Genomic DNA, 24,981 nt, shown 5'->3' with positions numbered 1-24,981 from the left:
AAGATCCTATTTGGGCCCGAGGGGGGCGCCCGCCTGTAGGAGCACCCCGGCAACGAAATCGTCAAGATCCCCGCCGGGAAAGCGATGTCCCGAAATGCTCGCTGCCGTCGCCGCCTGAACGTCGGTCGGCAGGTCGCCGATCAGGAAGGAGCGGCCGGCGTCGATCGGCAGATCCCGGAGCGCGCGCAGGATCATGCCGGGCCTCGGCTTGCGGTCGGGATGGTCGAGCCGGTAGGCAGCGACGACGCCCTCAGGGTGGTAGGGGCAGCTGTAGAACGCATCGATCTTCGCACCCGACTTGGCGAGTTCCGCCTGCATATGGGCGTGGAAGCGCTCGACGTCCACTTCGCCGTAATAGCCCCGCGCCACGCCGGACTGGTTGGTGACGACGACGACCAGATAGCCAGCCTCGTTCAGCCGGCGGATGGCGTTGGGCGCCCCTTCGATGAAGGCGAGGTCTTCCGGCTTATAGGTGTAGCCGTGATCGACATTGATGACGCCATCGCGGTCGAGAAACGCCGCCGGGCGCAGGGTTTCGCTCAAAGCGCGACGCCCTTGGCGAGATAGTCGCCGACATAGCTCTGGATGCCGTCCTCCAGCGAGCGGAAGTCGGCGTTGTAGCCGGCCCGGCGCAGCTTGGTCATGTCGGCTTCCGTGAAATACTGATAGGCGTTGCGGATCCGCTCCGGCATGTCGACATAGTCGATCACCGGCTCGCGGCCCGCAGCTTTGAACACGGCCCGCGCGAGATCGGCAAAGCTGCGCGCCTTGCCGGTGCCGACATTGAAGATGCCGCTGACAGCAGGGCTGCCGATCAGCCAGCGCGCGACATCGACGCAATCCGCGACATGGACGAAATCGCGCAACTGGCCGCCATCGGCATAATTGGGGTCATGTGAACGGAACAGGGTCACGGCTTCGCCGGCGGCGGCGGTCGGATAGATCTTGTGGATCACCGAGCGCATATCGTCCTTGTGCGCCTCGAACGGGCCGTAGACGTTGAAGAACTTGAGGCCGGCCCATTGCGGCGGCGTGGGGCGGCCGGCGCGGACGTCATCCATGATGCGGCGGTCGACGGCGAGCTTGCTCCAGCCATAAGCGTTCAATGGCCGCAGCTTCGCCAGATGCGCGGGATCCTGCTCGTCGACGAAGCCGTCCTTGCCGTCGCCATAGGTAGCGGCGGAGGAGGCATAGATAAGGCGGATGGCGTGGCGGGCCGACAGCGCCCAGAGATCCAGCGTGGCGCGGATGTTTCGCTCGACGATCAGGTCCACATCCTGCTCGGTGGTCGCTGAAATCGCACCCATGTGGACGATCGCCTCGACGCGGCGATGATTCTGCTCCAGCCAGGCAAGGGTAGCCTCGGGAAGGATCACGTCATCGAGCAGGACATCGGCGACGTTCAGCCATTTGCGGCCGGTGCCGAACCAGTCGGAGACGACGATGCGCCAGCCATCGGCTGCGAGCGCGCGCGCCATGTTGGATCCGATGAAGCCGGCGCCGCCGGTCACCAGGATCGTGTCGCGTCCGTCTCTCGAATTCACGCTCATCGGCATCTTCCTCAAGCCCGCGTCGGATCGGCGCGTCGGCGGTTGGATATCGCAAGTCAGAGGCGGATGGAACCGGCGGACTCGGTTTCGGCAACGGCGATCACGCGCTGCACGGCGGCGAAGACGCGCTGCGCGTCGATGCCTTCGAGGCAGGCCAGCGTGCCGAGCGGGCATTCGCGCTTGAAGCAGGGCCGGCAGGAAAGCTCGATCGAGACGATCTCGGCGTTCGGTGCTGTCGGCGGCGTCATCTTCTCGGAACTCGACCCGTAGACGACCACCAGCGGCCGGTCGAGCGCGCCGGCGACATGCATCAGGCCCGAATCGTTCGACACGACGGCGGCGCAGCGGCCGAGCAGGGCGGCTGCCTCGATCAGCGAGGTCTTGCCGGAGAGATCATCGACGGCGACGCCGGCGAGCCGGGCGATTTCGGCCGAGATTGCCTTGTCCTTCGGCCCGCCGAACAGCCGCACGCGATAGCCGGCTTCGTCGGCAAGACGGGCGAGGGCTGCGAACTTCGCCGCCGGCCACTGCTTGGCGGGGCCATATTCCGCGCCCGGGCAGAGGCCGAGGACGGGGCGGTCATCGTTGAGACCAAAGCGGGTACGGAGATCAGCGAGATCGATCTTAGGCTGTTGCAGCATCGGCCGCGGCGAGGCGGGGGGCTGACCTGCGGGACCAGCCAGCGCGACGAAGCGGTCGATCGTGCGGGCCGTCTTGCGGTCGGCGTCGCTGCGCGCATCGGTCAAAAGAATGCTGCGCCCCTCGGCGGCATAGCCGATCCGTTCCGGGATCCGCGCCGCGAAGGGCGGGATCACCGCCTTGAAGGCGCGGGGCAGCACGATCGCCGTGCCATAGCCGGCGCTCTTCAGCGATCGGCCGATCTTCCAGCGGCCGGAGAGACCGAACTGGCCATGGCCGAAGCCGAGCGGGATGGCGTTGCGGACGCCCTCGATCAGGGTCGAGATGGGCAGAGATGCCGGAGGCGCCAGCACGTCGACCGGACGGTTTGGAAAGCGCTGGCGGATTGCGGCGACGAGACTCGCGGCCATGACCATGTCGCCGACCCAGGAGGGGCCGACCAGAAGAATGGGGGAGGTGGTGTCCGTGGCGCGCATGTGTGGCTCGGGGCTTTCATGGCCCCGGCCCGTGCGGGCGTCAAGACGGATCAGCCGCGCGGTTCGGTGATCGGGAACTCCTGCGGCGAATTGCCGGGCAATTCCTGCGGCACCGGCTGGATATCCGGCGGGCTCGGTGGCGGATTGGGCTGCGGCTGCGGGTCGTGGATCGGCGGCATGGGCTGCGGCGGCGCCGGGTTGGGCACGTCGGGATTGTCCGGCAATTCCTGCGGCGGGATCGGCGGAATATCCGGCGGGCGCGGCGGTTGGTCGGGCTGTGGCTTCGGATCGTGCACAGGCGGCGCGGGCTTGGGCGGCTGGCCCGGATCGGGCACGTCGGGTCCCGGCGTGGCGAGAGCGGGGCGGTTGGGATCAGGCATGGAAATCTCCCTTCGCTCGCTCAACGGGGCGCGGCGAAGGGAGTTCCTGCTGGATCGTCTAGGCGCCGGTCGTCGCGCCGGCTTCCGGCGGCGTCTCGTCCGGCTCGCTCGCAGATTTGGAGCCGCCGAACAGCAGCCGCTGATAGACGAGGCCGATGCCGATCAGCACCGCGCCGAGGCCCATGAAGGACAGCGCCCGCCAGACGCCTTCGAGATTCGACATGTCGATCAGGAAGACCTTGAGGACCGTGACCACGATCAGCAGCGCCGAGGCGAGGCGAGCCGCCCGCTGGCGGAAGACCAGCCCGAAGGCGAGCAGCAGAATGCCGAGCGCCAGCCAGGCGGCCGAATAGGCATAGGACTCGGCCGAACCGACGGCATCGCGGGAGAGATCCGGCGAGATGGAGAACAGGAATCGGATCTCCAGCGTCACCGCCATGAAGGCGAGGATCAGCGCGACGGCGCCCGTCGCCGTCTGCAGCCAGCGCAGTTGCGCCGGCGGCGCGCGGAAGGCGACGAGGCCCGCGAGGACGGCCGGCAGGCCATAGGCGAGCAGGATTTCGTTGAGGACCGCCCCGCCGCCGACCGGGTCTCCGGTCAGGAGCGGATTGACGACGAAGCCGAGGCCGATCACCGCGTTGAGCAGGCCGAGGATACGGGCCAGCACGCCGCCCAGTCGGAAGACCGGGCTCGGGCGGCTCTGCGCCAGCCGCGACAGGCCCAGCGCGAAGGCAAAGGCTGCTGCGGTCGTGAGGCCCTGTTCGCTGAGCGCGGTTGCCGGTGTCAGCAGGTCGCCGCCGAAGACGATGGCGCGGATCTCGAACACCACCAGCAGCGCGGCCATGATGACTGCCAGCGCCTCCGCCGCGAATACGGCGCGGTCGACCCGAACCCGCCGCAGCAGAACGGAGGCAACGGCGAAGGCGGCGGCCGGAATGCCGTAGCCGATCAGGATGGAGAGATAGACGCCGCCGCCGGACCGGATGCCGAAGATGTACGGGTCCCAGGCGACGCGGGCGAGGACGAGCAGTGCCAGGACGGCCACACCGTAGCGCAGCACGCCGATCGGACGTCGCAACTGCACCCAGGCCGCACCAAGCGCGGCGAGCGCCAGCGCCGTCGTCAGGATGCCGCCCTCGAGCGCCATGGTCATGGCGCAGGCAATGGCGGCGATGGCGCCGGCAGCGAAGAGTCCCGTCGGTACCTGATCGAGCGCCTTGCCGGGCCGTTCACGGCGGGCGAAGCGTTCCGTCAACACGGCATAGAGGGCGGCCAGCGCCAGCGCGATCGCGGCAAAGCCGATGCTGGAGACGAAGCCCGTGATGCGGAGATAGGCGACGATGGCCGCGACGACGGGGCCGGCGCTCGCAGCGCCCGCGTGAGCCGAGGTCGCGAAGGGGCCGGCATTCGGCTTCGCCAGCAGTCGCGCCAGCGCCGTCGCGATCAAGGCGGCGGCGCCGAGCAGGCCGACGATGCCGAACATGCGGATGGCGTCGGGGAGGGGGAAATAGGTCGAAAGCGAATCGACGATGTAGGTTACCGGCTCGCGCGCCGCCTGCGCGGCGGCCGGCCAGAAGAAGAGCAGGGCGACCAGCTCGGCGGCAGCCAACGGCGAGACGAACGCGACGGCGTCATGGCGGCGGGCGAGGAGGAGCAGCATGGCGCCGCCGATCAGGCTGGCGGCGATGCTGGCGGACGCATAGTCGCGGGCGACGGCGCCGAGCACCAGCAGGGCGGCAAGACCGGCCAGGACGCCGACGGCGAACCAGTCGGGTCGGTCGGCTGTCCCGTCACGCTGTACATCAACAACGAGGAAGACCGATGCGAGCGCCAGCAGCACGATCGCATAGATGCCGCTCTCGATCGCCCCAGCGCCGGCCATGACCATGGCGGCGCCCCAGAGGATCGCGGCGACACTGGCGGCGATCGCCAGCCAGCGCCACAGCCGCAACCGTGCCAGCGCGAACGCAAACGCGGTTACGACGATCAGATAGATCATCAGCGCCAGGATGTTGGGATTGTCGGATGTGATGAGCAGCGGGGTGACATAGGAGCCGACGAGGCCGAGGCCCGAGAGCCACGCGCCATGCAGGCCAGCGGCGGCCATGGTGGCCATGCCGATCAGCGCGAGCAGGATGAAGGCCGCCATCGGGCCGATCAGTCCATAGAGCGAATAGGCCGCATAGACCGTGGCGAACAGGCCGACGGTGCCGGCCGCCGTCAGGATGCCGGGGACATTGGCGGCCGGGATGCGCGAGATCGCCGTGATCCGGTCGGAACGGCGCAGCCATTCGCCGAGGGCGAGCAGGGCGATCGAGAACAGCGCGCCGAAGGCGATGCGGACGCCGGGACCGAGCAGGCCTGCCTCGATCGAGAAGCGGACCAGGAAGATCGCGCCGAGCGCGAGCGCCAGGCCGCCGACCCAGACCGCCCAGCGCGCGCCGAGCTTCTGCTCGAAGCTCTCCTTCGGCCGCTTCGGCGCCGTAGGGGCCGTCTCCTGCGATGCCGCAATCAACTCCGGCGGCGGTTCTTCGGCCTCTGGCGGGACGGCGACGATGTCGGCCTCGGGCGCCGGCGTCTCGATATCGGCGATCGGGAACGGTGCGATCGGCGAGACAGCCGCACCGAACACGGCCGGTGGCCTTTGTTCCAGAAGGCTCAGGCGTGATTCGAGCGCCCGGATTCGCCGACGCGCGCCGAGCGACATGATAAAGGCAGAGATAGCCATGACCGGCAGCGCGATCAGGGCAATGATTCCAAGGGCGATCCATTCATCCATGCCCGACTGTTAGCATGCGGAATGTGTTTGGGCTGTGATCGATTTCTCAAACGGATCCCATGGCTACATGCGATCGATCGGCGCGGAGCTTCCGCGGCTGTTGCTGCCGGACGGAGTTCGCTATATCCCGCAGGCTTCGGGCACGAATGTCGATGGGACGGTAAGCGCGTGAGCAGGGCCGAGGCGACCGCAGGCGGGACGGACACGATCTGGGCGCGTCTCGCGACGAGGATCGAACGGGCGGTGGACCGGATCGCGGGCTCGTCTTCGGCGAGCCTTGCCCTGATCGCGGTCGTGGCCCTGCTCTCCTTCCTGCCAGGCCTCGCCACGCTGCCGCCGGTCGACCGCGACGAGCCGCGCTTCGCGCAGGCGACGCACCAGATGGTCGAGACCGGCAACTACCTCGATATCCGACTGCAGGAAGAAACCCGATACAAGAAGCCGATCGGCATCTACTGGCTGCAATCGGTCGCTGTCTGGGCGACTGGCACGGGACCGGACGCGCCGATCGGCGTCTATCGCCTGCCTTCGATGATCGGTGCGATTCTCGCCGCCTGCCTGACCTGGTGGCTGGCGATGGCCTTCGGGCGTCCGCGCGTGGCGCTGCTCGCCGGCCTGCTGATGGCGTCCACGGTGTTGCTCGGCGTCGAGGCGCGGCTGGCCAAGACGGACGCCGTGCTGCTGGCGACCATCCTGGTGGCGCATGGCGCTTTGGCCCGTGCCTGGCTCTCGCAATCGACAGAGCGGAACCTCCGGCTCGCCGCGATCTTCTGGACGGCGCTTGGCGCCTCGATCCTGATCAAGGGCCCTGTCGGGCTAGCGGCGGTCGCCTGTCCGTTGATCCTGCTGTCGCTCGTCGGCGGCTCGTTCCGCTGGTTCAAGCAACTGGCGCCGCTGCCCGGCCTGATCTGGATGGTGGTGGTTGTCGCGCCCTGGTTCGTGGCGATCGGCATCGCCAGCAAAGGCGCCTTCTTCCAGGAAGCGGTCGGCAAGGACCTGATCGGCAAGGTCGTCAGCGTCCAGGAATCGCACGGCGCGCCGCCCGGCGCATATTTGCTGCTGATGTTCTTCACCTTCTGGCCCGCCGCCGCCTATTTCACCGCCGGCATTTCCTGGATCATGGACCGGTTCAGGCAGCCGGCGATCCTCTATGCGGTCGTATCGGTGGTGCCATTCTGGCTCGCCGTCGAGGCCACCCCGACCAAGCTGCCGCATTACGTGCTGCCGCTCTATCCGCTGATGGCGCTGGCGACAGCCGCTGCGCTCGACGGGGGCGGCGTCCGCACGAGCGGCTGGTTCGCGCGTTTCGCCGCCTCCGGCGCGGCGCTGTTCTCGTTCGCCTTCGCCATCGTCGCGGCCGTCGTCGCCGTCCTGCTCGGCGAGCCGATACCGGTCGTCGGCATCCTCGTCCTGCTCGTCGCCGTCCTGGTCGGACTGGTTTCCGGCAAGCTGTTCACGCTGTCGCCCATATCAAGCAGCATCGTCGCAGTCCTGTCGGCGATGATCACGTATCTCGGAATTTTCGGCATGGTGCTGCCCGGCTATCAGCAGACACGGATCAGCGAAAACCTGGCGCGTGCCGGCCATGCCGCCCTGTTCTGCGCCGAGCCCCGATTTGCCAGCGCCGGCTATGCCGAGCCGAGTCTTGTCCTGCTCGCCGGAACGGACACGCTGCTGACGGATGGCAGCGGCGCTGCCAACTTCCTCGCCGGAGGCGACTGCCGCGCCGCCTTTGTCGAGAGCCGGCAGTTGCAGAGCTTCAAAGAGCGGGCAGAGGATCTCGGAATGATGGTGGACGAGGCGGGTCGTGTCCATGGCTATGCGCTAAATGGCGGCCGGATGCTCGATCTCCATGTGCTCGTCTCGCGGAGCGCGACTCCGTGAGCGTCTGGCGTTTCCGTCTTTCCAAGCGCCTGTCCTGGCCGCGCGAGAACTGCGCGGCCATCGCCGAACGGATCCGCCGGGTCGAACAGCGCCCGTCGATCCATGCGCCGGTGTTCCAGCTTTCCGACATTCTGGCGCTGGTCATCATCAGCGTGGGACTGATCCTGATCGTCGGTCTCGCCTTCGATGGCCTGTCGGTCCAGCGCGCCCGCGCCCTGCCGCGCGCGGTCTATGTCGTCGGCGACTGGCTGTCCTATTTCGGCAAGTCGCAATGGGAGCTGGTGCCGGCCGGCGTCGTGGTTCTTGTGCTGATCTCGGGCCGCTGGAAGATCGTGCCGCCGCTGGTGCGCGCCGCCTGGGCCGAGATCGGCGCGCTCGCGGCCTATATCTTTCTGGCGATCGCCGGCTCCGGCATCATCGTCAACATCGTCAAGCAGTTCATCGGCCGCGGCCGGCCGCCGACCTTCGACGAATATGGCGCTCTGGTGCTGCGGCCGTTCGAATTTGCCTACAGCTTCCAGAGCTTTCCTTCAGGTCATGCGACGACGGCCGGCGCGCTGATCGCCCTCGGCTTCCTGGTCGTTCCGCGCTGGCGTCTGGGCCTCCTCCTGCTCGGTCTTGTCATCGCCGGCAGCCGTGTGGTGGTCGCCGCGCACTACCCTAGCGACATCCTGGCCGGATTGATCTTCGGCTATGCCTTCAGCCTCTGGCTAGCCGGACGTTTTGCCGCCGCTGGCTGGGGCTTTGCACGGGGATCGACCGGCTCTATAACCGCGCGCACTGCGGCGATCCGGATCTCATTCGGAAGTCCCGCGCGTGTCGCGATCCTCTTTGCCGGGCTTCTGGATGCGCTCGTGGGGCGGCGTATCTGGATCGCGGCGCTCAAGTCCATCGGAGACGGTTCCTATGACGATGCCCGCTCCCGGCGACACCGTCCTGACGAGCAATGACGCCACCGCCCGGCCGCTGTCGCGGCCGGAGGTTTCGGTTGTCATTCCGTGCAAGAACGAAGCGGAGAACCTGCCCGAGCTGATCGGCGAGATCGCCGCTGCCCTGGCCGGTCGCAATTTCGAGATCATCGTCGTCGACGACGGCTCGACCGACGCAACTCCGGCGGTGATCCGCGACCTGATGCGCGATCGCCCCTGGCTGCGCTCGATGCGCGATACCCGCTCGAGCGGCCAGAGCGCCGCGGTGCGCACGGGCCTGCTCGCAGCGCGCGGCGACGTCGTGCTCACCATCGACGGCGACGGCCAGAACAATCCCGAGTTCATGCCGGCCATGCTGGACGCGCTGGAGCAGGGCGGTCCCCGCACCGCGCTCGTCGCCGGCCAGAGGCTCAAGCGCACCGATTCCGGCGCCAAGCGCATGGCCTCGCGCTTCGCCAACCGGCTGCGCGGCTCGATCCTCAAGGACGGCACGCGCGATTCCGGCTGCGGCCTCAAGGCCGTCCGTCGCGAAGTCTTCTTGTTGTTCCCCTATTTCGACGGCTGGCATCGCTATCTGCCGGCCCTGACGATCCGTGAAGGCTACAAGGTGGCGCATGTCGACGTGGTCGACCGCAATCGCCGCCACGGTACGTCCAAATACGGCATCCTGGATCGCGCGCTCGTCGGCGCGCTCGATCTCTTCGGTGTCTGGTGGTTGATCCGGCGGCGGAAGAACCTTCCCGCCCCGACAGAGGTGAAGATCGATGGCCGGTAATCTGTTCGGCGCAATTGCAAACTGGCTGCACCACGTCTTCGTGGAGCAGTTCGACGTCTGGATCCTGCTCGGTTTCGTCGCGCAGGCGCTGTTCACCATGCGCTTCGTTGTGCAGTGGATCGCCAGCGAGCGGGCGAAGAAGAGCGTGGTGCCCGCCGCCTTCTGGACCTTTTCGATCCTCGGCGGCGCGCTTCTTCTGATCTATGCCATCTACCGCAAGGATCCGGTGTTCATCGCCGGTCAGGCAGCAGGCCTCTTCATCTATTTCCGCAACGTCTGGTTCATCCTGCACGAGCGGAAGCTGACGCGCGAGAGCGGCGCCGTCAGCTGAGATTGCTGACGCGCGCGAAGCTCGCTTCCAGATCGGCGATCAGGTCGGACGTGTCTTCCAGTCCGATCTGAAGCCGGATGATGCGGTCCTCGACCGTCCATGGCACGGCCGTGCGCGTCGGGCGTCCGATGATTGCCAGGCTCTCATAGCCACCCCACGAATAGCCAAGCCCGAACAGCCGCAGGCCGTCCAGGAACGCCTTGACCTTGTCGAGGCTCCAGTCGTTCGTGACGATACCGAACAGGCCGCTCGATCCCGTCATATCGCGCTTCCAGACCGCGTGGCCGGGATCGGTCGGCAGGCCAGGATGCAGGACGCGGGCGACCTCGGTGCGGCCCTGCAGCCAACGGGCCACGGTCAGCGCCGATTCCATCTGCCGGTCGAGACGGACGCCCATGGTGCGGATGCCGCGCAGCGTCAGGTAGATGTCGTCCGGGCCGACGCAAAGCCCCATGTCGCCATGCGTGCTGCGGAGCATCTTGTAGGCGCGCGCATTGGCGGCGACGGTCCCGATCATCACGTCGGAATGGCCGCAGAGATATTTCGTGCCGGCCAGGATGGCGAGATCGGCGCCGTGCTCCAGCGGCTTGAAGAAATAGGGCGTCGCCCAGGTGTTGTCCGCCAGCACGAAGGCGTCGCGGGCATGGGCGACGGCGGCAATCGCCGGGATATCGGAGATCTCGAAGGTGAGCGAACCCGGGCTCTCGAGATAGACGGCGCGGGTGTTGGACTTGAACAGTTCCGCGATGGCGGCGCCAATCCGCGGATCGAAGAAGGTGGTCTCGACGCCGAGCCGCTTCAGCATGTTGCTGGCGAAGTTCCGGGCCGGGTCATAGACGTTGTCGGCCATCAGCAGATGATCGCCGGAGCGCAGCACAGTGAGCAGGGCGGTCGAAACGGCCGAAAGGCCGGATGGGCAGAGTACGGAGCCCTCGGCCCCCTCCAGTTCGGTGATCGCCTCTTCCAGCGCCTCGATGGTCGGCGTGCCACGGCGGCCATAGGTGTAGCGCTGCTGGCCGCTCAGCAGATCGTCCGAATTCTCGAACAGCACTGTCGAGGCATGCACGACCGGCGGATTGACGAACGGACCGGTGATGCCGTGATCCCGCCCGCTGCGCACGAGGCGCGTCAGCGGCTTTTCGATCGACTGGCCATGGTCATTGCGGGACATGCAGGACTCCGAAGAAATTAGCAGGCTGGGGGCCCGAACCGTGGTCCCGCGCTCATGCCTTCTTCGAAAAACCTTGCTTCAACAATGGTCTGTCGGCACAAGCGCGCCCCCTTGACCCGCTTGGCATAATGCCATGTGATGCAGGGGTCAATTCAGGTTCCGACACACGGGGTCTGGATCAAGTGACGGGCGGGTGTCGCCCGGCCTAGACGCATCGAAATGAATGCAGGACCCGGCCATGTCGATCGGCCGGAGCCAAGATCTCGCAAACGAGGCGATACTGCATCCAATCGAAATGATGGGCACTCCAGGGGAACAAAAGGCCGAACGATGAACAGAAAGATTGCTTCTATTCTGGTTGGCGCCGCGATGGCGCTGACGGGTGCGACGGCAGCCAAGGCGGGCACGCTCGAAGACGTGAAGGCCAAGGGCTTTCTTCAATGCGGCGCCAATGGCGGCAATTTGATCGGCTTCGGCGCGACAGACGAAAAAGGCGAGTGGAGCGGCATCGACGTCGACTTCTGCCGCGCGATGGCGGCCGCCATCTTCAACGATCCGAAGAAGGTGAAATTCACGCCGCTGAACGCCAAAGAGCGCTTCACCGCGCTTCAGTCGGGCGAAGTGGACGTTCTCTCCCGCAACACCACCTGGACAATGTCGCGCGACAGCTCGCTCGGCCTGCAGTTCGTCGGCGTCACCTATTATGACGGCCAGGGCTTCATGGTCCGCAAGTCGCTCGGCGTTTCCTCGGCGCTCGAGCTTTCGGGTGCCAAGGTCTGCACCCAGACCGGCACCACGACCGAGCTGAACCTCGCCGACTATTTCCGCTCGCACAACATGCCCTACGAGGTGGTGGCGTTCGAGAAGAACGAGGAAGTGCTGCAGGCCTATGAGGCCGGCCGCTGCGACGCCTACACGACCGACGCCTCCGGCCTCTATGCCGAACGCCTGAAGCTGACCAATCCGGACGAGCACATGATCCTGCCGGAGATCATCTCCAAGGAGCCCCTCGGGCCGGCCGTCCGCCAGGGCGACGACAAGTGGTTCACGCTGGCGAAGTGGACGCTGTTCGCGCTGCTGAACGCGGAAGAGCTCGGCCTGACCAAGGCCAACATCGACGAGAAGAAGACCTCCGATAATCCGGAGATCAAGCGCTTCCTCGGCATCGAGGGCAATTTCGGCGAGCCGATCGGCCTGTCCAGCGACTGGGCCTACAACGTGATCAAGGGCGTCGGCAATTACGGCGAGATCTTCGACGCCAATATCGGCCCCTCGACGCCGCTCGGCATCGCGCGTGGCCTGAACAATCTCTGGTCGAAGGGCGGCATCCAGTACGCCCCGCCCATTCGCTAGAATCGGCGCATCGATCCGGGGCGGCGCTGTCGCCGTCCCGGATTCCGCTGCGGCCAACGGGCAGCAAGACCCGGGCCGCACCGTCGCAAGACGGCTGACCTCAAAGGTCCGGTTGATGAGGGGATACAAGTTTGGCTGACAGAGGCGCGGCGTCCGCAGGGGGACGCATGGCTACCCTTCTGAACAATCCGACGATCCGAGGCTACGCGTTCCAGATTGTCTTCGTGCTCGTCCTCGGCTGGTTCGTCTGGGACATCATCGACAACACGGCTCGCAATCTGCAGAAGGCCAACATCGCCGCGGGATACGGCTTCCTCGATAGAACGGCCGGCTTCGGCATCGTCCAGAAGCTTGCGGCCTACACGGAGGCTTCCTCCTACGGCCGGGCGCTCTTCATCGGCCTGCTGAACACCTTGCTCGTCGCCGGCCTCGGTATCGTCTTCGCGTCTATCCTCGGCTTCATCGTCGGCATCGCCAGGCTTTCCTCGAACTGGCTGCTCTCGCGTGTCGCGGCCGCCTATGTCGAGATCTTGCGCAACATTCCGCTGCTGCTGCAGCTCTTCTTCTGGTATTTCGCGGTTCTGCGCGCCGTGCCGGGCATGCGCGAGAAGTGGACGTTCCTCGGCTTCTTTCACCTCAACATCGGCGGCCTGCACGTTCCGAAGCTGGTTCTGAGCGACGGTGCCTGGATGGTGCTGGCGGCCGTGCCGATCGCGATCGCGATCTCTATCTTTGTCTCGAAATGGGGAAGCGAGCGGCAGGACCGCACCGGCATCCGCCCGCCGACCGGTCGGATCAATACGGCCATCATCATCGGCCTGCCGGTCATCGCCTTTTTCGTTGCCGGCCGACCGGCCTATTTCGACGTGCCGGTCTTCAACGAGACGGGGCCACTCCTGCGTCGGGGCTTCCAGTCCGATGCCGGCATGACCATCATTCCGGAATTCATCGGCCTGTTGCTGGCGCTGTCGCTCTACACGGCGAGCTACATCGCCGAAGTGGTGCGGGCCGGCGTCCAGGCGGTGCCCCGCGGACAGACGGAAGCGGCTTCGTCGCTTGGATTGCGCGGCGGCCAGGTCCTCCGGCTGGTGGTGCTGCCGCAGGCGATGCGGGTGATCATCCCGCCGCTCACCAACCAGTATCTCAACCTGACCAAGAACTCCTCGCTCGCCGTCGCGGTCGCCTATCCGGACCTCGTCTCGGTCGGCGGCACGGTGCTGAACCAGACGGGGCAGGCGGTCGAGGTCGTCAGCATCTGGATGCTGTTCTATCTCGGCCTCAGCGTGCTGACTTCCTTCGTCATGGGCTACTTTAACAAGCGCGCCGCGCTGATCGAGCGGTGAGGGCTGCGCCATGAACGCACCAAACAGCCAAGGCTATGTCAGCGCCACGATCCTGCAGCCGCAGGCGCCGCCGAGAAGCTCCGTCGGCGTCCTCGGATGGCTCCGGCAAAACCTGTTCTCCACCCCCCTGAACAGCATCACGACGATCGTCCTGCTGGCATTCGTCGCCTGGGCGCTGACGCCCTTCATCCGCTTCACGCTGATCGACGCCACCTGGGAAGGCGCCGACCGGCAGGCCTGCGTGCAGTCGGCCGGCGCCTGCTGGGCCTATGTGAAGGCCTATCTGCCGCAATTCATCTATGGACGCTATCCGATCGACCAGCGCTGGCGCGTCGACCTCGTGTTCCTGATGCTGATCATCGGGCTGATCCCGATGCTGATCCCTCGCGTCTCCTACAAACGCCTGAACGCCCTCTATCTGCTCATCGTCTTTCCGGTCGCCGCCTTCATCCTGCTGACCGGTGGGCATGTCCGCTACCAGGGCGGCCTGTTTCTTGGCTCCGTCATGCCGCCTTCGCCGCTTCGCTTCGCGCTCGACTACGCAATCCTGTCGGCGCTGCTGCTGCTCGCCGTGCGGGTGTTTGCCTGGATGTCGGGCCAGCCGGTTCGCGGTTCGGGTCGTACCCTCGCCATCGTGCTCGCCGGCATCGCGGTCGTGCTCGCCTTGTTCGGCTTCGATTTCGGGCTTGAACCAGTCGAGACGGCGAATTGGGGGGGATTGCTGGTCACTCTCGTCGTGGCCATCACCGGCATGGTCGCCTCGCTGCCACTCGGCATCCTGCTGGCGCTCGGACGGCGCTCGCATATGCCGGTCGTGAAACTCGCCTCGACGATTTTCATCGAGGTCTGGCGCGGCGTGCCCCTGATCACCGTGCTTTTCATGGCCTCGGTGATGCTGCCGCTATTCCTGCCCGACGGTGTCACCTTCGACAAGTTGCTGCGGGCGCTGATCGGCGTGGCGCTGTTCCAGGCGGCCTATATGGCGGAAACCATCCGCGGCGGCCTGCAGGCGATCCCGCGCGGCCAGTATGAGGGCGCCATGGCGCTCGGCCTCGGATATTGGCAGATGATGCGCAAGATCGTCCTGCCGCAGGCTCTGCGCGTCGTGATACCAGGCATCGTCGGCGCCTTTATCTCGCTGTTCAAGGATACGACGCTGGTGATCATCATCGGCCTCTATGACTTCCTCGGCCAGATCCAGGCCTCGGCCAACGACGCGAAATGGGCCTCGCCGGTGACGGGACTGACGGGATATATCTTCGCAGCCATGGTGTTTTGGGCATTCTGTTTCTCGATGTCGCGCTATGCTGCGTTTACAGAAAGACGGCTCGATCGGGGTCGCAGATGATGTTCAAGGGGAAATCGTGATGTCGGATCTTTCCGTCGCTACCGCCGACCTGCAGCCCGCTCCGCCCGAACTGGCTGTTTCCTCGACCGACGTCGCGGTCGAGATGGTCGGCGTCAACAAGTGGTACGGCGAGTTCCACGTCCTGCGCGACATCAACCTCAAGGTCATGCGCGGCGAACGGATCGTCATCTGCGGCCCGTCCGGCTCGGGCAAGTCGACGTTGATCCGCTGCATCAACCGCCTCGAGGAACACCAGAAGGGCAAGATTGTCGTTGACGGCAAGGAACTTACCAACGACCTCCGCAAGATCGACGAAGTCCGTCGCGAGGTCGGCATGGTGTTTCAGCACTTCAACCTGTTCCCGCACCTGACCATTCTGGAGAATTGCACGCTCGCGCCGATCAACGTGCGCAAGATGCCGAAGCGCGAAGCCGAGGACATCGCGATGCACTATCTGAAGCGCGTCAAGATCCCGGAACAGGCCAACAAATATCCTGGCCAGCTTTCCGGCGGCCAGCAGCAGCGCGTCGCCATCGCCCGCTCGCTCTGCATGAACCCGCGCGTCATGCTCTTCGACGAGCCGACCTCGGCCCTCGATCCCGAAATGATCAAGGAAGTGCTGGACGTCATGGTCGGGCTGGCGCTCGAGGGCATGACGATGATCTGCGTAACGCACGAGATGGGCTTCGCCCGCCAGGTGGCGAACCGGGTCATCTTCATGGATGGCGGCCAGATCATCGAGCAGAACGATCCCGTCAGCTTCTTCACCAATCCGCAGCATGAGCGGACCAAGCTCTTCCTGAGCCAGATCCTTCACTGATGGATCCGTCCGTTTTGTCCTGAAACGAAGGAGCCCGGCAGTAGACCTGCCGGGCTCCTTCGCTTGTGGAGGGCTCCGGCGAACCGGTTCTTCCGGTTCGCCGTGCGAGGTCCCTGTCCGGAATCCGCCTCAGTAGCCACCATGCAGAAGGGGCGTGATGTTGCGGATGGTGACGCGGCGGTTCTGCCGTTCCGGCGCGTCGGTCGGGATCTTCAGGTAGCGCTTGCCGTAGCCCTGGCTGACGAGCGCGTCGCGGGGAATATCGAAATAATCCGACAGGATGCCGGCGACCGCGGCCGCACGGCGATCCGACAGCTCCAGATTGGCGAGGTCGGTGCCGACCGCGTCGGTGTGGCCCTCGATGAGGAAGACCGCGTCCGGGTTGCGGTAGACGACGCGGCTGATGGCGCGGCCGATCGACTGCAGCTTGCGTACCTGATCGTCGGGAACGCGGGCCGAGCCGAACTCGAAGGTGATGGTATCGATATCGACGCGGCGCACCATGTCGCGCACGCGGGGATCACGGCGGATCTCGTTCATCGAATAGCCCCGATCGATGCGCTGGACCGGCGCCGCGCGGAACGTGTCCTCGATCTGCCGCTCGGAGGCGCGGCCACCATCGATGAAGCGGCCATTCGGGCGGTAGGGGCGGGGATCGTCGCGATAGGCGCCCGGAGGCGGCGGCACTTCGCGATCGCCGGGGCGCGAACCGTCGATGAACACGTCGCGCGGCGCACCGCGATAGTCGTCGCGGTAGGAACCCTGATCGCGATCGCCCGGGCGGGGCGGACGGGCATCGGGACGCGGCCGCTGCTCGTTGCCGGGCCGAGCCGAATCCGGACGGCTTTGATCGTTGCGTGGCGGACGACTGCCGGCATCGTCCGGACGGCGGTCGGGCGCCGGACGAGCCGTGTCGGGCTGGGCGGTCGGCGGCTGGGACGGCTTCGGTTTCGCTTCGCCCTGCGCGGGTTGCGCTGGCTTGCGGTCCGGGGCAGGCTTCGTTGGCGGTGTCTGGGCGGGCGAGGGAGCCGGGGCAGGCTTGGCTGCGGGTGCCTCAGGCTTCTTGGCACCGGCCGGCGGCTGGTACGGCTTCGGCTGGCTGCCGCCTTCGACCTGGGGATTGGCCTCTGCCGGACGGGCCGGGCGCATCGGCCGTTCTTCCGACGGGCTGGGCGCGGATTCCGGAGCAGGAGCGCCGCCCGCGGCGGTTTCGGCCGACCGCAGGTCCTTCATCGCATCGGCGACGCCGCGGCGCGCGGCGCGCACGTCGCCACCGGTGTCTTCGGCCTGCTTGAGCGATTCCTGTGCCTGCTCCAGGAGCTCCTTGGCCCGGGCAACCCGGTCCTCGGCCTGGGCGACGACGATCGGCCGGGCGTTAAAGCCAGCCTCTTCACCGAAGGCCAGCGATGTGCCGCCCAGCAGGACCGGGAGCGCAACCGACGAAAACAGGAGAAACTGGGAAGGTCTCATGGGATTCCTGAAGCTTGGCCTGGGCCGGCCGTTGTCCGTGACAGATCCGGCGATACGTCCGAATGTGCCTGCTGCATGCCGATCAATTGCGGCAACCATGAGGGACATATGCGCAGAGCGCCGCTGAACGGTGGCTGAATGGCCCGTTCAGGTTGCGTGGGGATCAGACGCGTTCGAGCGCCTGGTGCGGTCCGGTGGGGAGGACGACGCGGATTCGGTCTTCGGGCCGCACCACGCCGCCGGCCTTGACGATCCCCATGACGCCGGCCTTGCGGATGAGATTGCCGTCCGCGTCGCGGTCCAGCGTCGCGGACGTCAGGCCCTTTTGGTAGTGGTCGAGCTGTATGCAGGGATTGCGCAATCCCGTCACCTCGACCACGGCGTCTGGACCGAGACGCAGCAGTGCGCCGCGCGGCAGGCCGAGCAGGTCGATGTCGCGGGTGGTGACGTTCTCGCCGATCGTCCCGGGACCTACCGCGAATCCGCCGGCCTGCAATTCGTCGAGCAATTCCGCATGAACGAGATGGACCTGCCGCAGATTGGGCTGCGTCGGGTCCTGCGCGACGCGCGAGCGATGCTTCACCGTCTCGCCCATATGCGCGTCGCCCTCGACCCCCATGCCCGCGATGAGGCGGATCTCGGACTGCAGCGCCTTGCTGAAGCTGTGGGTGGGGCTGAGCGCGACGGCGACAACGCGGGACACCATCGCTCGCTCCTCCGCTACTGCTCTGCCGGACCGGTGACGACCGGGGCTTCTTCGGCGCCGCCCCATTCGGCCCAGGAGCCGTCATAGAGCGCGACCGTCTCGGCGCCAATCGTGCCGAGCGCCAGGGCGAGGATCGCGGCGGTGACGCCGGAGCCGCAACTGGTGACGATGGGGCGCGCGGGATCGACGCCGGCAGCGGCGAACGCTGCCGCGATCTCGGGCCCGCTCTTCAGCGCGCCATTGGAGACGAGGGAGCCCGACGGCACATTGCGGCTGCCCGGCATGTGGCCGGACCGCAGGCCCGCTCGCGGTTCGGCCTGCTCGCCACGGAAGCGCTCGCCGGGACGGGCGTCGACGATGGTGACGCTGCGATCGGCGACCAGCCGGCGCATGTCGGCGATCGATCGAACCTGGGCGGCGTCGAGGCGGGCGTGGAACACCTTCGGCGCCGGAGACGTCGCCCCCGCTTCGACGGGACGTCCCTCGGCGGTCCATTTCGGGAAGCCGCCTTCGAGGATGCGCACATCCTTCGCGCCCATGACGCGGAACGTCCACCAGACGCGGGGCGCCGGGAACAGGCCCGCGCCGTCATAGATGACGATGGTCTGGGTCTCGGAAATGCCGAGATCGCCGACCGTCGCGCCGAACTGCTCGGCCGAAGGCAGCATATGCGGCAGGCCGGAGCTGGTGTCGGCCACCTTGTCGAGGTCGAAATAGACCGCGCCGGGGATGTGCGAGGCCCCGAATTCCGCCGCCGCGTCGCGATTGGAGTTCGGCAGGTACCAGGAGGCGTCGACGATGGCGATGGACGGGTCGCCGAGCCGTTCGGCGAGCCATTCGGTCGAAACGAAAGTGGTGGCGCGGTCGATCATGGCCATCTCCGATACTCGGTTACCCAGCGGGCGCGGTCAGGCGAAGCGGATGCGCACGCGCCGGTTCTGCTTGCCCTTGTTCTCGATCTTGGCGACGACAAGCGGGCCGATCTCGGCAGTCGACTGCACATGCGTACCGCCGCAAGGTTGCAGATCGATGTCACCGATGCGAACGAGGCGCACCCGGCCGCTGCCCATCGGCGGCATGACGCTCATCGTCTTGACGAGGCCCGGATTGGCCAGCAATTCCTCGTCGGTGATCCACTCCGTCGAAACGGGATGGTCGGCGGCGGCGAGCGCGTTCAGCCTCTCCTCGATCGCCTCCTTCGCCGGCACGGCGCCGTCGATGTCGAAGTCGAGGTGCCCTTCGTCGGCGCCGATGCGGCCGCCCGAAACCGGGAACGGCAGGGCGACCGTCAGGAGATGCAGGCCGGTGTGGATGCGCATGTGGCGGTGCCGCGTCGTCCAGTCGATGTGCTGGACCAGCGTTTCGCCCGGCGCCGGGAGGGCGGAGCCCTCCGCCGGGACATGCACGATCTCGCTCTTGCTGTCGCCATAGACCGTGGTCGCGATCTTGATCATCGAGCCGTCTTCACGCTCCAGCGTGCCGGTATCGCCGGGCTGGCCGCCGCCGGTAGCGTAGAAGATCGACCGGTCGAGGAGGATGCCGCCGCGATCGTTGACGCCGATGACCCTGGCCTCGGCGGTCGAAAGATAGGCATCGTCGCGGAAGAGCAGGGTCGTCTCGGTCATTACGGCGCCTTGTCGTAGGGGACGGAAATGTCGGAGTGGCGTTCGAGCCAGCCGGGGACCGGCAGTCCCTTTTCGCGCAGGAAAGCCGGGTTGAACAGCTTCGATTGATAGCGCGTGCCGTAATCGCAGAGGATCGTCACGATGGTGTGGCCGGGGCCGAGCGTCCTGGCGAGGCGGATGGCGCCAGCGATGTTGATGCCGGACGAGCCACCCAGGACCAGGCCTTCATGCTCGGCGAGGTCGAACACGACGTCGAGCGCCTCGGCGTCGGTGATCTGGTAGGCGGTGTCGACCGGCGCGCCTTCGAGATTGGCCGTGATGCGCCCCTGGCCGATGCCCTCGGTGATCGACGATCCCTCTGCCTTCAGCACGCCGGTCGTGTAATAGCTGAACAGCGAGGCGCCGAGCGGATCGGCGAGGGCGACTTGGATGCTGGGATTGTAGCCCTTCAGCGCGATGCCGATGCCGGCGAGCGTGCCGCCGGAGCCGACCGCCGAGACGAAGCCGTCGATCCTGCCTTCGGTCTGCGCCCAGATCTCGGGGCCGGTCGTCTCGATATGGGCCTGGCGGTTGGCGACATTGTCGAACTGGTTGGCCCAGATCGCGCCGTTCGGCTCGGTCTCGGCCAGCTGCTCGGCGAGCCGGCCGGAAAGCTTCACGTAGTTGTTCGGATCCTTGTAGGGGACGGCCGGCACTTCGATCAGCTCGGCGCCGGCGAGGCGCAGCGCATCCTTCTTTTCCTGCGACTGCGTCTCGGGAATCACGATGACCGTCTTGAAGCCGAGCGCGCTCGCGACGAGCGCCAGGCCGATTCCCGTGTTGCCCGCCGTGCCCTCGACGATCGTGCCGCCCGGCCGTAGCTGACCCTTGGCGATCGCGTCGCGAATGATGAACAGCGCGGCGCGGTCCTTCACCGACTGACCGGGATTCAGGAATTCTGCCTTGCCGAGGATCTCGCAGCCCGTCTCCTCGGATGCACGACGCAGGCGGATCAGGGGCGTGTTGCCGATGGCTTCGATGACGGAGGGGAGGACGGCCATGATTGCTTTCTTGTACGAGAGGCGGGGAGGCTAGCGGGCCCACAGACTGGCTTCAAGCAGGCCCGCCGGGCAAAGCACCATTCCCCGGCAGCTTCCATGCGCGCGAAATATCATGCTTCAATCATCGTCAAATCCGGAAGACGAATCCAAATCATCCTCGCGCATCTGCTGAAAGGCACGCAAAGCCCTCTCGCGCGTAGCACCGAGATCTACAATCGGCCCGGGATATCCGGGGACACCGCCAGCCTTCCAGGCGGCATGGATCTGCTTGGCGGGGACATCCGCCAGTTCCGGGACGAAGCGGCGGACATAGTCTCCGGCCGCATCGAATTTTTCGCCCTGCAGAACCGGGTTGAAAACGCGGAAGTAAGGAGCCGCGTCGGCGCCAGAACCGGCGACCCATTGCCAGCTCGCCGGATTGTTCGCGGCATCCGCATCGACCAGCGTGTCCCAAAACCACGCTTCGCCGATGCGCCAGTCGACCATCAAGTTCTTGATCAGGAACGAGGCGACGATCATCCGCACACGATTGTGCATGAAGCCGGTCTTCCAGAGCTCCCGCATGCCGGCATCGACGATCGGGATACCGGTCCGGCCCTTTCGCCACGCGACCAGCGCGGCCTCGTTGACGGCGGGCCACGGAAAGGCGTCGAAGCGCGGCTGGAAATTCCGCATCGCGAGATCGGGCTGGTGGAACAGCAGGTGCCACGAGAATTCGCGCCAGCCGATCTCCGACAGGAACTTGTCGACATTGGCCTGGCTGATCTTTGTCCCATCGCCGAGACCTTCCGGTGAAACGCCGTGCCAGAGCTGGAACGGGCTGATCTCGCCGAAGCGCAGATGCGGCGACAGTCTTGATGAGACGTCGGCGGCCGGTTCGTCGCGATGCGCCGCATAGTCCTTCAGCTTTTCCGCGCGAAAGGCCTGAAACCGCGCCTGAGCGCCATCCTCGCCCGGCGTCCAGCTGTCGCGCAGGCCGCCGGCCCAGTCCGGCCGGGTCGGCAGCAGCTTCCAGTCGGCGAGGCTGTCGGACGCCACGCCATCGACCGGCGAGGGCAATTCATCTGGCGCGGGCAGGGGCTCCCGTGGCGGCATCTGCGCCCGGCAGGCGTTCCAGAACGGCGTGAAGACGCGAAACGGCTGATCGGCCTTGGTGCGGATGGTCCAGGGCTCGCAGAGCAGGTTGGCCTGGAAGCTCTCGACCGCGATCCCCCTGTCTTTCAGCCCGGCCTTGATGGCCGCATCGACGGCGCGTTCGCCGCCGCCATAGCGCCGGTTCCAGAACACGTGACCGGCGCCGAGTTCACCGGCCAGCTTGAGCAGGACGTCCTGCGCCGGTCCGTGCCGCAGCACCAGCCTCTGGCCGTGCTTCGCCAGCGCCTTGCCCGAGGCATCGAGCGATCCGTGCAGCCACCATTTGGAAGCGCCGCCGAGCCGGCGAATGCCCTCGCTCATCTCGTCTAGAACATAGACGACGACCAACGGTGCACCGATGCGCGCTCCGGCAGTCAGCGCCGGATTGTCGGCGAGGCGGAGGTCGTCGCGCAGCCAGACGATGGTGGGCTTTCCGAGCGAGGCCATCCTATTCAGCCGGCGCGAATTTCGGTGTCTTCACGCGGTCGATGCGCGCCCAGGCGGGCCGCTCGAACAGGAAGCGCAGGCGCGTGTCGCGCACGACCCAATAGAGAAGGATCGGTACGACGACGCCAACGGCGGTGACGATCAGCGAGACGGTGCCAAGATCCGGGATGATTCCTGTGCGCAGCAGCAGGACGCGCGTCGCCGCCATGGGAAGGAAGAAGGCGAGGTAGATGACGATCGAATGCTCGCCGCAATAGCGCAACGGCGCCATCAGGTCGGCCTTCGAGAGCAGAGCCGAAAAGGCGACGACGGCGCAGGCGCCGAGAATTCCGAGGCAAAGGCCGATGAAGGGCATCTCAGACACGCCGGCGAAAACGGCGTAGCCGTTGATCATCGCCCAGGCGACCAGGCCGAGAATCGCGAGGCCCGGCTGGGCGATGACAGCGGCCGCCAGACGAAACACCTGCGGCGCGAATAGATAGCCGGCATAGAAATAGACGAAGCGCGACGCGAACTCGTCGGGGATGGTCCATCCCGTATGGATCGGCGCGATCTCGAGCGCCGCCGCCGCGACCAGCACGATCCAGGGCGGCACACCGCGCAGCAGCTTGGTCACGGCGAAGAAGATCGGCAGCAGGTAGATGAACCACAGCGTGCCGAACGGCTCGATGAAGGCGAGCAGGAATTGTCCGAGCGCGGCCCCGACGCCGTCCTCGGCCGCCATGCCAGGCGCCTTGAAGGCGAACTGGATTACCAGCCAAAGGACGTAGAAATAGGCGAAATGGATGATCTTGCGGTCGGCGTAGGTGCGCCAGTCGCGATCGATGACGCGGGCGAGGAACAGGCCCGAGATCAGGAAGAAGTCCGGCATGCGGAACGGGCGCGCGAAAGCAACGAGATGGCCAAGCCAGCTTTCTGCCCCGGCGGCTTTTTCGACCCCAAGCGTCGAATGCATCATCACCACCATGACGATGCAGAAGCCCTTGGCATAGTCGACCCAATCGATCCGGGCGTGCCCCGACATTGATCCCCAACCCCGTTATCGTTGCGAGCATGGCTTCATGCGGGAACCGATGCCCGCGAACGAAAGGCGGCGGAGGGAAGCCGCCGCCTTTCCTGATCCCGACAGGTTGTCGTGAGGCGCTACCGGATGCCGCGCTGGGCAGCGCAGTTCTTGGCTACGGCGACCTCGATCAGCGCGATCCGTTCGCCGCGCGCATGCGCCATGAAATCATCATAGGTCGGGTTAGGCGTCCGGATGCCGAGCAGGACGAACTGCAGCGTCGGGTTGCGGCGAAGCTCGTCCCAGCTGTTGTTGTTGCTGGAGATCGGAATGTTCAGCGCCTGGATGCGGGCGGCGATCTGGTCGCAGGAAAGCTTGCGGAACTGGGCGGAATCAACGGGCGCGATCGCCTCCGTCTGCGCGCTGGCGGCGGTCACGCCGGCAACGAGGGCAAGCGCTGCCAGGGAAAAGCGTCTCATCATGGTCTCCTGTCGCCGAAGCCGAATAAGCGGTTGCGAACCAATATAGATCGCCGTCCGCCGCTTTGCATCGCGCTTTGATGGAATGGCTAACGGCAAATGCACGGAGTGCGGGCAAAAGTCAGCCAGCCTGCAGTTCCGCCGCCTCGGCTTCCGTGAGGCTCGCCGGCCGCACCTCGCATTCGGGCAGTGTCACAGCCGAACCCGATGCGCCGGCCTGAAGGATGCCCTCCAGAACCTCCAGCACATGCAGCGCCAGATCGCCGGAGGCGCGCGCAGGCGTTCCGCCGTCGAGGGAGCGGGCGAGATCGGCGACGCCCAGCATGCGATAATTGGCGCGGTCCGGCGCGTCATAGGGCCAGTTGATGCGACCGTTCAGCGTCTCCGCCGTCGACAGCTCCTCCCAGGCCTCGCCGAGTCGGCTGAGCGCAACCGTGCCCCCGAAGGTGTCAGGATCGGGCAGGCGCAGGGATCCCTCCGTGCCGTGCAGCTCGATCGGATGATTGCCGTGCCGGAAGACATCCCAGCTCATGCCCAGCGTCACGCTCGCACCGGAGACGAATTCGATCAGCGCCATGATCGTTGTCGGCGTGCCGACCGGGAAAGCCGTGCCATGGTTCGGGCCGGGCGCCGTGATGAGCCGCTCGGCCTGTCCGATCGTGCTAAGCGCCATCACCCGCTTCGCCGGTCCGAGAAGATTGACCAGCATGGTGACGTAGTAGGGCCCCATGTCGAGGACGGGCCCGCCGCCCGGCTGGTAATAGAATTGTGGTGCCGGATGCCAGTGCTCCATGCCGCGGCCCATCATGAAGGCCGTGCCGGCGACGACCCGGCCGATGGCGCCCTCATCCATCAGTCGTCGCGCCAGCCGGCCTGCCGCGCCAAGGAAGGTATCGGGTGCCGAGCCGATGGCGAGATTCCGCTGCTTCGCTTCGGCCACGAGCTTGCGGCCCTCTGCGGCCGTGGCGGCCAGTGGCTTCTCGGTGAAGACGTGTTTGCCGGCGGAGAGGGCGGCCATCGAGATGTCGAAATGGGCGTTCGGGACCGTCAGATTCAGCACGAGATCGACATCGTCGGCGGCAAGAAGCGCGTCGACGCCGAGGGCCTGGATGCCGAATTCGCGCGCGCGTCTCTGCGCCGCCTCCGGCTGCATGTCGGCGCACGCGCGCAGTTCCACGCCCGGAAACAGCGCCGCATTGCGCAGATAGGTGCTGGCGATGTTGCCGCAGCCGATCACGCCAATTCCCAATCGTTTCATTCAGTGTCTCCCCGCCTCTGACGTCACGCCAGTCCTCCTCG

The 24,981-nt window shown here is 66.4% G+C and carries 23 protein-coding genes; 8 read left to right on the top strand and 15 right to left on the bottom strand.

Annotated elements, in window-relative coordinates:
- Positions 1-6: 6 nt before the first annotated feature.
- The 5 genes from WFK98_RS08600 to WFK98_RS08580 are packed head-to-tail and all read right to left on the bottom strand — an operon-like array spanning position 7 to position 5,824.
- Positions 7-543, bottom strand: a complete 537-nt coding sequence (locus tag WFK98_RS08600; protein WP_336799932.1) for a D-glycero-alpha-D-manno-heptose-1,7-bisphosphate 7-phosphatase — start codon at positions 541-543, stop codon at positions 7-9.
- Entirely contained in the window at positions 540-1,550 is a 1,011-nt protein-coding gene (gene rfaD, locus WFK98_RS08595; protein ID WP_266337595.1) for an ADP-glyceromanno-heptose 6-epimerase, read from the bottom strand. Before rfaD ends, WFK98_RS08600 begins: the two co-directional genes overlap by 4 nt.
- 56 nt (positions 1,551-1,606) lie before the next feature.
- The gene (gene waaF / locus WFK98_RS08590; RefSeq protein WP_336799931.1) at positions 1,607-2,665 is read right to left on the bottom strand and encodes a lipopolysaccharide heptosyltransferase II; all 1,059 of its coding nucleotides are present in this window, start codon (positions 2,663-2,665) and stop codon (positions 1,607-1,609) included.
- A gap of 50 nt (positions 2,666-2,715) precedes the next feature.
- Positions 2,716-3,045 carry a hypothetical protein gene (locus tag WFK98_RS08585; RefSeq protein ID WP_336799930.1) on the bottom strand — a complete coding sequence of 110 codons (330 nt, stop codon included), beginning with the start codon at positions 3,043-3,045 and terminating at the stop codon, positions 2,716-2,718.
- Positions 3,046-3,103: 58 nt separating this feature from the next.
- Positions 3,104-5,824 carry a DUF2339 domain-containing protein gene (locus WFK98_RS08580; RefSeq protein ID WP_336799929.1) on the bottom strand — a complete coding sequence of 907 codons (2,721 nt, stop codon included), beginning with the start codon at positions 5,822-5,824 and terminating at the stop codon, positions 3,104-3,106.
- Between the two features lie 168 nt (positions 5,825-5,992).
- Between WFK98_RS08580 and WFK98_RS08575 the strand changes: the two genes are divergently transcribed.
- The 4 genes from WFK98_RS08575 to WFK98_RS08560 are packed head-to-tail and all read left to right on the top strand — an operon-like array spanning position 5,993 to position 9,743.
- A complete protein-coding gene (locus WFK98_RS08575; protein WP_336799928.1) occupies positions 5,993-7,708 on the top strand; it encodes an ArnT family glycosyltransferase in 1,716 nt (571 codons plus the stop codon).
- Complete coding sequence (locus tag WFK98_RS08570; protein ID WP_336799927.1) at positions 7,705-8,658, top strand: phosphatase PAP2 family protein; 954 nt, start codon at positions 7,705-7,707, stop codon at positions 8,656-8,658. The genes WFK98_RS08575 and WFK98_RS08570 overlap by 4 nt, the downstream gene beginning before the upstream one ends.
- Positions 8,615-9,412 carry a glycosyltransferase family 2 protein gene (locus WFK98_RS08565; protein WP_266337589.1) on the top strand — a complete coding sequence of 266 codons (798 nt, stop codon included), beginning with the start codon at positions 8,615-8,617 and terminating at the stop codon, positions 9,410-9,412. The genes WFK98_RS08570 and WFK98_RS08565 overlap by 44 nt, the downstream gene beginning before the upstream one ends.
- On the top strand, positions 9,402-9,743 hold the full coding sequence (locus WFK98_RS08560; RefSeq protein WP_266337588.1) for a lipid-A-disaccharide synthase N-terminal domain-containing protein: 342 nt from the start codon (positions 9,402-9,404) through the stop codon (positions 9,741-9,743). Before WFK98_RS08565 ends, WFK98_RS08560 begins: the two co-directional genes overlap by 11 nt.
- On the opposite strand, the gene metC is transcribed toward WFK98_RS08560, so the two are convergent.
- Entirely contained in the window at positions 9,736-10,914 is a 1,179-nt protein-coding gene (gene metC / locus WFK98_RS08555; RefSeq protein WP_336799926.1) for a cystathionine beta-lyase, read from the bottom strand. The two genes, WFK98_RS08560 and metC, sit on opposite strands and share 8 nt — an antisense overlap.
- Positions 10,915-11,244: 330 nt before the next feature.
- On the opposite strand from metC, the gene WFK98_RS08550 reads away from it, so the two are divergent.
- The 4 genes from WFK98_RS08550 to WFK98_RS08535 all read left to right on the top strand — a co-directional run bounded on the left by WFK98_RS08550 (position 11,245) and on the right by WFK98_RS08535 (position 15,778).
- Positions 11,245-12,267, top strand: coding sequence for an amino acid ABC transporter substrate-binding protein (locus WFK98_RS08550; protein ID WP_266337586.1), 1,023 nt, complete (start codon positions 11,245-11,247; stop codon positions 12,265-12,267).
- Between the two features lie 167 nt (positions 12,268-12,434).
- Complete coding sequence (locus tag WFK98_RS08545) at positions 12,435-13,610, top strand: amino acid ABC transporter permease (protein ID WP_336799925.1); 1,176 nt, start codon at positions 12,435-12,437, stop codon at positions 13,608-13,610.
- Between the two features lie 10 nt (positions 13,611-13,620).
- Complete coding sequence (locus WFK98_RS08540; RefSeq protein WP_266337584.1) at positions 13,621-14,958, top strand: amino acid ABC transporter permease; 1,338 nt, start codon at positions 13,621-13,623, stop codon at positions 14,956-14,958.
- Positions 14,959-14,977: 19 nt separating this feature from the next.
- Positions 14,978-15,778, top strand: a complete 801-nt coding sequence (locus WFK98_RS08535; RefSeq protein ID WP_277614166.1) for an amino acid ABC transporter ATP-binding protein — start codon at positions 14,978-14,980, stop codon at positions 15,776-15,778.
- A 129-nt stretch (positions 15,779-15,907) separates the two neighbouring features.
- On the opposite strand, the gene WFK98_RS08530 is transcribed toward WFK98_RS08535, so the two are convergent.
- The 9 genes from WFK98_RS08530 to WFK98_RS08490 form a co-directional block, all read right to left on the bottom strand.
- The gene (locus WFK98_RS08530; RefSeq protein ID WP_336799924.1) at positions 15,908-17,248 is read right to left on the bottom strand and encodes an OmpA family protein; all 1,341 of its coding nucleotides are present in this window, start codon (positions 17,246-17,248) and stop codon (positions 15,908-15,910) included.
- A 163-nt stretch (positions 17,249-17,411) separates the two neighbouring features.
- Entirely contained in the window at positions 17,412-17,954 is a 543-nt protein-coding gene (locus WFK98_RS08525) for an MOSC domain-containing protein (RefSeq protein WP_336799923.1), read from the bottom strand.
- 14 nt (positions 17,955-17,968) lie between these two features.
- Positions 17,969-18,826: a 3-mercaptopyruvate sulfurtransferase gene (gene sseA / locus WFK98_RS08520; protein WP_336799922.1), complete on the bottom strand. Its 858-nt coding sequence runs from the start codon at positions 18,824-18,826 to the stop codon at positions 17,969-17,971.
- A gap of 36 nt (positions 18,827-18,862) precedes the next feature.
- Positions 18,863-19,579: an alanyl-tRNA editing protein gene (locus WFK98_RS08515; protein WP_336799921.1), complete on the bottom strand. Its 717-nt coding sequence runs from the start codon at positions 19,577-19,579 to the stop codon at positions 18,863-18,865.
- On the bottom strand, positions 19,579-20,619 hold the full coding sequence (locus WFK98_RS08510) for a cysteine synthase A (protein WP_336799920.1): 1,041 nt from the start codon (positions 20,617-20,619) through the stop codon (positions 19,579-19,581). The genes WFK98_RS08515 and WFK98_RS08510 overlap by 1 nt, the downstream gene beginning before the upstream one ends.
- A gap of 117 nt (positions 20,620-20,736) precedes the next feature.
- Positions 20,737-22,200 carry a cryptochrome/photolyase family protein gene (locus tag WFK98_RS08505; RefSeq protein ID WP_336799919.1) on the bottom strand — a complete coding sequence of 488 codons (1,464 nt, stop codon included), beginning with the start codon at positions 22,198-22,200 and terminating at the stop codon, positions 20,737-20,739.
- Between the two features lies 1 nt (position 22,201).
- The gene (locus WFK98_RS08500; RefSeq protein WP_266337577.1) at positions 22,202-23,224 is read right to left on the bottom strand and encodes an acyltransferase family protein; all 1,023 of its coding nucleotides are present in this window, start codon (positions 23,222-23,224) and stop codon (positions 22,202-22,204) included.
- A gap of 119 nt (positions 23,225-23,343) precedes the next feature.
- Positions 23,344-23,682 carry a hypothetical protein gene (locus WFK98_RS08495; RefSeq protein WP_266337576.1) on the bottom strand — a complete coding sequence of 113 codons (339 nt, stop codon included), beginning with the start codon at positions 23,680-23,682 and terminating at the stop codon, positions 23,344-23,346.
- A gap of 121 nt (positions 23,683-23,803) precedes the next feature.
- The gene (locus WFK98_RS08490) at positions 23,804-24,940 is read right to left on the bottom strand and encodes a Gfo/Idh/MocA family protein (RefSeq protein WP_336799918.1); all 1,137 of its coding nucleotides are present in this window, start codon (positions 24,938-24,940) and stop codon (positions 23,804-23,806) included.
- Positions 24,941-24,981 lie beyond the last annotated feature (41 nt).

It is taken from the genome of Kaistia sp. MMO-174 (assembly GCF_037147815.1).
Taxonomy (GTDB): domain Bacteria; phylum Pseudomonadota; class Alphaproteobacteria; order Rhizobiales; family Kaistiaceae; genus Kaistia; species Kaistia nematophila.
This window is presented reverse-complemented; position numbering and strand designations above follow the sequence as displayed.

Excerpts from the sequence above, each read along its gene's own strand:
- rfaD (WP_266337595.1), bottom strand. The coding sequence starts at position 1,550 with ATGAGCGTGAATTCGAGAGACGGACGCGACACGATCCTGGTGACCGGC.
- waaF (WP_336799931.1), bottom strand. The coding sequence starts at position 2,665 with ATGCGCGCCACGGACACCACCTCCCCCATTCTTCTGGTCGGCCCCTCC.
- WFK98_RS08585 (WP_336799930.1), bottom strand. The coding sequence starts at position 3,045 with ATGCCTGATCCCAACCGCCCCGCTCTCGCCACGCCGGGACCCGACGTG.
- WFK98_RS08580 (WP_336799929.1), bottom strand. The coding sequence starts at position 5,824 with ATGGATGAATGGATCGCCCTTGGAATCATTGCCCTGATCGCGCTGCCG.
- WFK98_RS08565 (WP_266337589.1), top strand. The coding sequence starts at position 8,615 with ATGACGATGCCCGCTCCCGGCGACACCGTCCTGACGAGCAATGACGCC.
- WFK98_RS08560 (WP_266337588.1), top strand. The coding sequence starts at position 9,402 with ATGGCCGGTAATCTGTTCGGCGCAATTGCAAACTGGCTGCACCACGTC.
- metC (WP_336799926.1), bottom strand. The coding sequence starts at position 10,914 with ATGTCCCGCAATGACCATGGCCAGTCGATCGAAAAGCCGCTGACGCGC.
- WFK98_RS08550 (WP_266337586.1), top strand. The coding sequence starts at position 11,245 with ATGAACAGAAAGATTGCTTCTATTCTGGTTGGCGCCGCGATGGCGCTG.
- WFK98_RS08545 (WP_336799925.1), top strand. The coding sequence starts at position 12,435 with ATGGCTACCCTTCTGAACAATCCGACGATCCGAGGCTACGCGTTCCAG.
- WFK98_RS08540 (WP_266337584.1), top strand. The coding sequence starts at position 13,621 with ATGAACGCACCAAACAGCCAAGGCTATGTCAGCGCCACGATCCTGCAG.
- WFK98_RS08535 (WP_277614166.1), top strand. The coding sequence starts at position 14,978 with ATGTCGGATCTTTCCGTCGCTACCGCCGACCTGCAGCCCGCTCCGCCC.
- WFK98_RS08530 (WP_336799924.1), bottom strand. The coding sequence starts at position 17,248 with ATGAGACCTTCCCAGTTTCTCCTGTTTTCGTCGGTTGCGCTCCCGGTC.
- WFK98_RS08525 (WP_336799923.1), bottom strand. The coding sequence starts at position 17,954 with ATGGTGTCCCGCGTTGTCGCCGTCGCGCTCAGCCCCACCCACAGCTTC.
- sseA (WP_336799922.1), bottom strand. The coding sequence starts at position 18,826 with ATGATCGACCGCGCCACCACTTTCGTTTCGACCGAATGGCTCGCCGAA.
- WFK98_RS08515 (WP_336799921.1), bottom strand. The coding sequence starts at position 19,579 with ATGACCGAGACGACCCTGCTCTTCCGCGACGATGCCTATCTTTCGACC.
- WFK98_RS08510 (WP_336799920.1), bottom strand. The coding sequence starts at position 20,619 with ATGGCCGTCCTCCCCTCCGTCATCGAAGCCATCGGCAACACGCCCCTG.
- WFK98_RS08505 (WP_336799919.1), bottom strand. The coding sequence starts at position 22,200 with ATGGCCTCGCTCGGAAAGCCCACCATCGTCTGGCTGCGCGACGACCTC.
- WFK98_RS08500 (WP_266337577.1), bottom strand. The coding sequence starts at position 23,224 with ATGTCGGGGCACGCCCGGATCGATTGGGTCGACTATGCCAAGGGCTTC.
- WFK98_RS08495 (WP_266337576.1), bottom strand. The coding sequence starts at position 23,682 with ATGAGACGCTTTTCCCTGGCAGCGCTTGCCCTCGTTGCCGGCGTGACC.
- WFK98_RS08490 (WP_336799918.1), bottom strand. The coding sequence starts at position 24,940 with ATGAAACGATTGGGAATTGGCGTGATCGGCTGCGGCAACATCGCCAGC.